This is a genomic window from Streptomyces hainanensis (genome assembly GCF_004348415.1).
Classification (GTDB): Bacteria; Actinomycetota; Actinomycetes; order Streptomycetales; family Streptomycetaceae; genus Streptomyces; species Streptomyces hainanensis.
In genome coordinates this window covers 1-7,602 of the sequence record NZ_SMKI01000392.1, presented here as the reverse complement: position 1 = coordinate 7,602, position 7,602 = coordinate 1, and the positions used below count along the sequence as shown (strand labels likewise).

The window sequence follows — 7,602 nt, the reverse complement described above, 5'->3', positions numbered from 1 at the left end:
TCGGCGTCCACCCTGGCCAGCTCGGCGGCCACCCGGTCCGCCGGCGTGGCGCGGACGGCTGCCAGCTGCGCCTCGGCGGTGGTCTCCGGGCCCTCGGGCGGCGGGGCCAGGAAGTCGGTGAGGTAGCCGAGCCGCGTCCGGTGGTAGAGGACCGTGCGCCCCGAACGGCGGGTGGCGAGCAGCCCCAGGTCGCGCAGCGCCGTCAGGTGCTCGGACACCGTGCCCGGGGAGAGACCGAGTCGGCGGGCCAGGGCCGTGGTGGACGCGGGCTCGCCGAGCGCCAGCAGCAGCCGCGCCCTGGCGCGACCCACGACGGCCGCCAGTCGGTCCCCGTCGGCCGGCGCCTCGCCGGCCGTGACCGGCCAGAGCTCGCCGACGCCGCGCGCCGGGTAGAGCAGCGCCGGCTGCCAGGGCGGCGTCATGATCACCCCGATCCGCGGCCACGCGAAGGCACTCGGCACCAGCAGCAGGCCGCGGTCGTCGAGCGACACCCGCGCCCGGGTCGTGCTCCTGACCGCCAGCGTGTCGCCGACCAGCCGAACCCGTTCGTGCAGGTCGGCCACGGCCGCCGCCAGGCCGCCCCGCGCCGACTGGTGCGCCCGGAACGTGATGTCGGCGGCCAACGTGTCGCGCACCCCCGGCCAGTGCGGGGCGACCAGCCGCTCCCAGGCCGCCTCCATCTGGTCGGCCAGCAGGTCGCGGGCCGCCCCCGGGTCGGCCGGCAGGCCGCTCAGGTCGGCGTCCACCCTGGCCAGCTCGGCGGCCACCCGGTCCGCCGGCGTGGCGCGGACGGCTGCCAGCTGCGCCTCGGCGGTGGTCTCCGGGCCCTCGGGCGGCGGGGCCAGGAAGTCGGTGAGGTAGCTGGCGGCGCCCAGCACCCGGCCGAGTTCGGCGATCGGCAGCTCGCGCGCCACCGCGGCCGCCTCGGCGAGCCAGCCCCGGTAGACGGGGTGGTGGCGCAGGCCGAGGGCCACCTGGACCGCCGACATCGTCTCGTCCAGCGGGGAGACGGCGAACCGCACCCTGCCCCAGCCGGGAGACGCCCCCGTGGCGGCGGTGCTCAGCTCCAGCTCGATCACGGCGACGCCTCCCCCCTCGCGGATCGTTGGATTCGGCAGTGGCCGAATCAGTGTCGCACCGGGTGCCCCACGCCGGAGGCTGCCCTCCATGACGACCGCCACCGCTCCCCGTCCCCTGCTCCGCGACATCGGCTACTGGCACTGGTCGGCCGGCGTCCAGTCCGGGCGGCTCGCCACCGCCATGGCGCCGCTCGCCTTCACCACCCTGACCCTGGCCACCACCGGTTCGTACCGGCTCGGCGCGGTGATGATGGCCGTCTTCGTGGTGGCCCAGACGGCGGGCGCCGTCCCCTCGGGCCGGCTCCTCGACCGGGTGGGCGCGGCCCGCGGCGTGGTGGCGCTGGCCGGCTGCGCCGCCCTCGGCCTCACCGTCCTGGCCGGCGCCGCGGCCGCCGGCGCCCCGCCGGCCGTGCTGCTGGCGCTGGTCGCCGTGCCGGGCGCCATCGCCGGCGGCCTCTCCGGCGGCTTCCGCTCCCTGCTCGCCCGCACCGTCGACGACGCCACCCTGCCCAGGGCCGTCGCCGTCGACGGCATGCTGGTGGACGCGGTGCTGATCGCCGGCCCGCTGCTGGTCGCCGCCCTCGCCACGCTCGACGAGCTCGCCCCCGTCCTCGCGATGGCCGCCGCCTGCGCCGGCTCCGCCGCCCTGATGGCCGCGCTGCCGCGCCGCGCCCCCGTCGTCACCGCCACCGCCGAGGCGGCGGCGCCCACCGACGTGCCGCTGCCGCTGCGCGCCGCCGTCCGCTGGTTCGGCTGCCAGTTCGCCGTCGGCCACGTGCTCTCCACGGTCGAGGTGGCGCCGCTCGCCTACGCCCAGCGGCTGGGCGCCGGCGGGACGGGCGCGGCCGTCGTGATCGCCGTGCTGTGCGGCGCCAGCATCGTCGGCGGCGCGCTGTTCGCCTGGCGCGGCCGGCCGACGCCCGCCGCCGCCCCCGCCTTCCTGGCCTGCTTCGTCGCCGGCTCCCTGCTGCTGGCCCGCCCTCTCGGCTGGGCCGGGCTGCTGGCCGCGGTGGCGCTGGTCGGCGTCGTCACCGGGCCGCTGCTCACCGTGGTCTCGGTGCGGCTCCAGGAGCTGCTGCCGGCCGGGCGGCGGGCCGAGGGCTTCGCCATCGGCTTCGTCGTCCAGGGCACCGGCTTCGGCCTCGGCTCGCTCGCGGTCGGCGTGCTGCCGCTCACCGCCGCCCCGCTGATCGCCGCGGCCACCGCGGCCGGGGTGCTCGCGCTCCAGCTCAGGACCGGCCGGGCCGGGAGCCGGGCGGCAGCCCGGCGTCCCGGGCCAGCAGCGCCGCCTGCACCCGGTTGCTGACGCCGAGGCCGATCAGGATCCTGCTGACGTGCGCCTTGACCGTGCTCTCCCGCATCCCGAGCCCGACCGCGATGTCCGCGTTGGTCGCGCCGTCCGCCAGCAGTGACAGCACCTCGCGCTCGCGCGGGGTGAGCCGCTCGATCCGCGCCTGCGCCGCCGTCGCCTGCGGGCGGGCCGTGTGGTGGTAGCGGTCGATCAGCCGCCGCGCGGCGGTCGGGTGCAGCATCGCCGAGCCGGCCGCCACCAGGTGCACGGCCCGCAGGATGTCCGCCGGGTCGCTGTCCTTCAGCAGGAAGCCGTCGGCGCCGGCGGCCAGCGCGTTGTAGACGTACTCGTCCAGGTCGAACGTGGTCAGCGTGATCACCCGCGGCGGGTGCGGCAGGGCACGCAGCCTCGCCGTGGCCGCGATGCCGTCCATCCGCGGCATCCGCACGTCCACCAGCGCCACGTCCACGCGGTGCGCGGTGGCCTGCTCCACGGCCTGCAGCCCGTCGGCCGCCTGGGCCACCAGCGTGACGCCCGGATCGGCGTCCAACAGGTCGGCGAGGCCGAGCCGGACGAGCGCGTCGTCGTCGACGATCATCGTGCGGATCACGAGCGGGCCCCGTTCTGGTCGCGCCTGGCCTCCACCGCGGCCGCCCGGCCGCCGGTCATCCGGTACTCCGCCGACCTGCCGTGGGTGCCGTGGGTGCCCTGGGGGCACCTCCCGGCGTTGGCCGGGGGAGGGTGCTGCTCGGCGGCCGGCTGCACCGGGATGTGCGCGGCGACCCGCCAGGCCCCGCCGCCGGTCGGCCCCGCGTCCAGCGCGCCGCCCAGCGCCCGCACCCGCTCCCGCAGCCCCACCAGGCCGTAGCCGGAGTGCACGGCCGGCGCCGCCGCGCCGCCCGCCGGCGCGCTGTTGGTGACCTCGGCCCTGGTGGCCGCGGTGTCGTACCGCACCCGCACCCGCACGGGGGCCCGCGGCGCGTGCTTCCGCGCGTTGGTCACCGCCTCCTGGACCAGCCGGTAGACGGCGAGCCGGTGCGCGGCCGGCGCCTCCTCGGCGGGTCCGTCGATCTGCGCCTCGATCTCCTGCCCGGCCTCCCTGGCCTCGTCGATCAGCTCGCCCACCTCCCGCAGTGCCGGGGCCAGCGAGCCCGGCCGGTCGTCGTCCCTGGTGCGCAGCGCGCCGAGCACGTCCCGCAGGTCGCCGAGGGCGTCCGTCGACGCGGCGCGCAGCAGCCGGATCCGGTCGGCCACCGGCGGCGGCAGCTGCTCGGTGCGGGTGGCCAGCACCCCGCTGTGCAGGGCGATCAGGCTCAGCCGGTGGGCCAGCACGTCGTGCATCTCGGCGGCGATCGCCGTGCGCTCGGAGATCCGTGCCGCGCTCTCCCGCAACTCCCGCTCCCTGTGCAGGTGTTCGACCTGGCTGGCCAGCGCGTCGGCCAGCCGGCGGCTGCTGCCGGCCCACAGCCCGAGCGCCAGCGCCACGCAGAACAGCGCGCAGGGCCCGTACGCCCGGGGCGTCCACAGGCTGAGCGCGGGCTGCACCAGCGCGTTGACGACGAGGGCCACGCCGCCGGCGCCGACCGCCTGCCGGATCCGGCCGTGCGCGGCCAGGTGGAACGTCAGCAGCAGCAGCGGCAGCATCGTGCCCCAGCCGCCGGCGGCGATCACGGCCACCGCGGTGACCGGCACCGGCCAGCGGTGCCGCAGCGGCAACACCGTCGATGTGACGAACGACACGGTCATCGACCCGAAGGCGGCGCTCCCGCCGCCGGCCGCGACGCTGGCGTCCGACACGGAGACCGTGGCGACGACGGCCACCACCATGGCCTCGACCCACCACGGCCACTCGGACGCTCGCCTCATCCCCACCCGCCGATGGTAGGCGCTGGCGCCCGGCCGGCACCCCCTACTTTCGTAGGGGTCAGGGGTCGCACTTCGACCGATCCGCACGCGGGTCGCACTTCCTAGCGTCGACCCCATGGCGACCTCCCCCTCCCCCAACGGCGGCACCACCCTGTTCCTCGCGGAGGCACTGCGTGGCTTCCGCACCACCGGGGCGATAGCCCCGAGCGGCCGCCGGCTGGCGGCCGCGCTGGCGGCGCCGCTCCGGGAGCGCGGCCCGGGCGCGTGGAACGTCCTGGAGGTCGGGGCGGGCACCGGGCCAGTCACCCGGGAGCTGATGCCGTTACTCGGCGCCGGCAGTAGGCTTGACGTCGTGGAGGCGAACGCCCGATTCGTCGCGAGGCTGCGGGAGTTGACGGCCGGGGAGGCCGACCGGGTTCAGGTGCACCACACGCTGGTGGAGCAACTCGACACGGGCCGCAGCTACGACGTGATCGTCTCGGGTCTGCCGTTCACCAACTTCCGGCCCGAACAGGTGGACGCCATCATGAGCCGTTACCTGGAACTCCTGCACCCCGGCGGTGCGCTGACCTACTTCGCCTACACCGGCACGCGCACGTTGCGCGCCGCCGTCTCCTCCCGCGCCGAGAGCGCCAGGCACCGCGCCGTGGAGCAGGTGCTGGCCGGCTACCAGGACCGGCACGCCGCCCGGTTCACCACCGTCTTCGCCAACCTGCCGCCGGCGCGCGTCTGGCGGCTCGACTCGCCCCCGGCGGACGGGTGAACAGCCTCGCCGACCTGCTCGGCGACGTGCCTCCGTTACCGGCCTACGCGCTGCTCGCGGCGATCGTGTTCGCCGAGTCGGTGCTGCTGATCGGCGCGTTCGTGCCGACGCTCACCACCATGCTGACCGCCGGCGCGCTGTCCCGCGCCGACACCCTGAACCTGTTCGTCGTCATCCTGGTCGCGGTGTGCGCGGTGGTCTGCGGCGACGCGCTCGGCCACCGCACCGGGCGCTCGCTCGGCGACCGCCTCTACACCGGCCGGGTGGGCCGCCGCATCCCCGAGCCGGCCTGGCGCCACGCCCGACGCCTCACCGAACGCCGTGGCGCGCAGGCCGTGTTCATCTGCCGGTTCATCCCGATCGCCCGTACCGTCTCGCCCTACCTGGTGGGGGCCGGCGGGCTGCCGTACCGCCGGATGGCGCCCTACAGCGTGCTGGCCGCCGTGTTCTGGGCCTCGGGCGAGGCGGTCGCCGGCTATCTGGCGGCCGAGTCCCTGGACCGGGTGATCTCGTGGGGCACCCGCGGCTTCGTCGTGCTCACGTCGCTGGCCGCGCTGCTGGTGGCCGTCGTCGGGCTGCGCCGCTGGCACCGCTGGCGCTCGGGCCCCGACCACGAGGCCGTCTCCTCCGGCTGACCGGTGGCCGGCGTCGGCGTCGGCGCCGTGCACCGGCGTCAGTCGAAGATCCGCGGCCCGCGGAGCGTCGCGTCGGCGCCGCTGTCCGAGAAGATCACCTGTCCCGTGGTGTGGCGGTTCTCCTCACTCGTCAACCAGGCGAGCAGGTAGGCGACGTTGATCGGCTCGGCCGGACCGTTCAGCGGCACGGGCGCGCCCCTGAACAGGGCCTCGCGGCTCTCCGGCGAGGCCATGAGCTCGGCCGTCATCGGCGTGCGGATGACGCCGGGACCGACGGCGTTCAGCGGGATGCCGGCGCCGGCCCACTCCGGCGTCACGGACCGCTCCCGCACCCACTCGGCGATCGCGCGCTTGGTGGTGGAGTAGATCAACCCGCCCTCGCCGCCCTCGACCAGGGCGTCGGACACCTCGATGGCGCGCGCCTCGTCCTCGGCGCGGAGCGCCGCGAGCAGCTCCGGTGAGACGGGCGTCAGCGCGGCCAGCGAGGACACCGCGACCGCCCGCGGCGCGGCCGAGCCGGTCAGCAGCTCGCGCAGCTCCCGCAGCGTGGCGACGGCGCCGAAGAAGTTGACCCGCACCGTGATCGTCTGCGGCACGGCCACGCCGGCGACGGCGTGCACCGCGTCGATCCCGGCCGGAGCCAGCGCCGCCACCCGCTCCCGGAGCCCGGCGCGCTGCCCGGGGTCCGCGAGGTCGCAGACGATGTCGGCGTCCCGCACGTCCACGCCGACGACCCGGTCGCCCCGGGACTCCAGCAGCTCCCTGGTCGCCCTGCCGATGCCCGACGCGCTTCCGGTGACGAGATGAGTCCTTCCGGCCACGATGATCACTTCCCTGTGCTCGCGATGTGCCGCCAGAGTATGCCGATATGGCACAACGTGCCAACAAGCGGGAATGTGTCAGACTGTGCACGGCGAGCGACCGAGGGGGAGGAGCGCCGATGGCGACACTGCGGGAGCGGCGTCGGGCCGAGACCCGGCGGGAGATCGGCGAGCGCGCCGCCGAGCTGTTCGAGCGCCAGGGGTTCGCGGCCACCACCGTGGAGGAGATCGCCGAGGCGGCCGGCATCTCGCTGCGCACCTTCTACCGGCACTGCCCCGTCAAGGAGGAGGCGCTCACGCCGCTGCTGATCCAGGGGGTCTTCGACCTGGCGGGCGAGTTGGCCCGCCAGCCCGAGGACGAGCCGCTGGCCGTCGCGGCGCGGGCCGCCATCCTGCGGTCGGCCGCCCACCACGACGACGCGTTCTGGCGCCGCGTCGTGCCGGTGGTGCTCGCCGAGCCGGCCCTCAGGGCCAGCTGGCTGTCCGCCGGCCGGCAGGCGCAGGAGACGCTGATCCCCCTCGTCGCCGACCGCCTCGGCTGCGCGGAGACGGCGTTGCGGGCGCGGGTCACGGCCGGCCTGCTGATCAACGTGGCCACCACCGTCGTGGAGCACTGGGCCGGCACGGACGCGGCGACCCCGCTCGACGCCGTGGTCGCGGAGGCGTTCGAGGCCGCCGCGGCCTTCGGCACCGACTGAGCGGCCGCCCGGCTACGCGTTGGACCAGCCGCGGGTGGACAGCACCAGCGGGTAGCCGTCCGGGTCGAGGACGGTCACGCCCCAGGTGTCCCAGTAGGGGTTGTGCGCGGGGACCCGCCGGCCGCCGTGCCGCGCGAGGCGCGCCACGAGCGGGTCGGGAACGGGCTCGCCGAGGTAGATCACCAGCAGGTCCTCGGGGGTCGGGCGCGGCTCGACGGGGTCGGCGGGGTCGTGGACGAGCTCCAGGTGCCAGGGGGCGGCGGGCCAGCCGACCATCAGGAGGGAGTGCTCGCCGGGCGACGAGCCGTCCGTCGTGTGCCGGTGAAGGACGTCGAGGCCGAGCCCCGAGACCCAGAACCGCTCGGCGGCGGCCAGGTCGAGGGAGGGGCGGGCGACGCGGAGGTGCGCGGCGGCGTCGAGTGGCATGGGGTCACCTTTCGGGGAGCGGG

Annotated in this window: 9 protein-coding genes; 4 read left to right on the top strand and 5 right to left on the bottom strand. The window is 76.5% G+C overall.

Annotation, left to right across the window (positions count from 1 at the left end):
* Positions 1–1,079, bottom strand: a 1,079-nt coding sequence (locus E1283_RS39095; RefSeq protein WP_243745153.1) for a DUF5937 family protein, incomplete at its 3' end; no start/stop codon positions are given.
* Between the two features lie 88 nt (positions 1,080–1,167).
* On the opposite strand from E1283_RS39095, the gene E1283_RS27960 reads away from it, so the two are divergent.
* Entirely contained in the window at positions 1,168–2,385 is a 1,218-nt protein-coding gene (locus tag E1283_RS27960) for an MFS transporter (RefSeq protein ID WP_207930550.1), read from the top strand.
* On the opposite strand, the gene E1283_RS27955 is transcribed toward E1283_RS27960, so the two are convergent.
* Together E1283_RS27955 and E1283_RS27950 are read right to left on the bottom strand one after the other, a co-directional pair.
* Entirely contained in the window at positions 2,309–2,980 is a 672-nt protein-coding gene (locus E1283_RS27955) for a response regulator (RefSeq protein WP_132820944.1), read from the bottom strand. The two genes, E1283_RS27960 and E1283_RS27955, sit on opposite strands and share 77 nt — an antisense overlap.
* Entirely contained in the window at positions 2,977–4,236 is a 1,260-nt protein-coding gene (locus E1283_RS27950) for a sensor histidine kinase (RefSeq protein WP_132820945.1), read from the bottom strand. The genes E1283_RS27955 and E1283_RS27950 overlap by 4 nt, the downstream gene beginning before the upstream one ends.
* A 115-nt stretch (positions 4,237–4,351) precedes the next feature.
* On the opposite strand from E1283_RS27950, the gene E1283_RS27945 reads away from it, so the two are divergent.
* Together E1283_RS27945 and E1283_RS27940 are read left to right on the top strand one after the other, a co-directional pair.
* Positions 4,352–4,999 (top strand): class I SAM-dependent methyltransferase, encoded by a 648-nt coding sequence (locus tag E1283_RS27945; RefSeq protein WP_132820943.1) that lies wholly within the window; start codon positions 4,352–4,354, stop codon positions 4,997–4,999.
* Positions 4,996–5,634 (top strand): DedA family protein, encoded by a 639-nt coding sequence (locus E1283_RS27940; protein ID WP_132820942.1) that lies wholly within the window; start codon positions 4,996–4,998, stop codon positions 5,632–5,634. Before E1283_RS27945 ends, E1283_RS27940 begins: the two co-directional genes overlap by 4 nt.
* A gap of 38 nt (positions 5,635–5,672) precedes the next feature.
* Here E1283_RS27940 and E1283_RS27935 read toward each other — a convergent pair whose 3' ends face one another.
* Positions 5,673–6,455 (bottom strand): SDR family oxidoreductase, encoded by a 783-nt coding sequence (locus tag E1283_RS27935; protein WP_132820941.1) that lies wholly within the window; start codon positions 6,453–6,455, stop codon positions 5,673–5,675.
* A gap of 119 nt (positions 6,456–6,574) precedes the next feature.
* On the opposite strand from E1283_RS27935, the gene E1283_RS27930 reads away from it, so the two are divergent.
* Entirely contained in the window at positions 6,575–7,153 is a 579-nt protein-coding gene (locus E1283_RS27930; RefSeq protein ID WP_132820940.1) for a TetR/AcrR family transcriptional regulator, read from the top strand.
* 12 nt (positions 7,154–7,165) lie between these two features.
* Here E1283_RS27930 and E1283_RS27925 read toward each other — a convergent pair whose 3' ends face one another.
* On the bottom strand, positions 7,166–7,579 hold the full coding sequence (locus E1283_RS27925; protein WP_132820939.1) for a VOC family protein: 414 nt from the start codon (positions 7,577–7,579) through the stop codon (positions 7,166–7,168).
* Positions 7,580–7,602: the final 23 nt, after the last annotated feature.

Excerpts from the sequence above, each read along its gene's own strand:
- E1283_RS27960 (WP_207930550.1), top strand. The coding sequence starts at position 1,168 with ATGACGACCGCCACCGCTCCCCGTCCCCTGCTCCGCGACATCGGCTAC.
- E1283_RS27950 (WP_132820945.1), bottom strand. The coding sequence starts at position 4,236 with ATGAGGCGAGCGTCCGAGTGGCCGTGGTGGGTCGAGGCCATGGTGGTG.
- E1283_RS27945 (WP_132820943.1), top strand. The coding sequence starts at position 4,352 with ATGGCGACCTCCCCCTCCCCCAACGGCGGCACCACCCTGTTCCTCGCG.
- E1283_RS27930 (WP_132820940.1), top strand. The coding sequence starts at position 6,575 with ATGGCGACACTGCGGGAGCGGCGTCGGGCCGAGACCCGGCGGGAGATC.
- E1283_RS27925 (WP_132820939.1), bottom strand. The coding sequence starts at position 7,579 with ATGCCACTCGACGCCGCCGCGCACCTCCGCGTCGCCCGCCCCTCCCTC.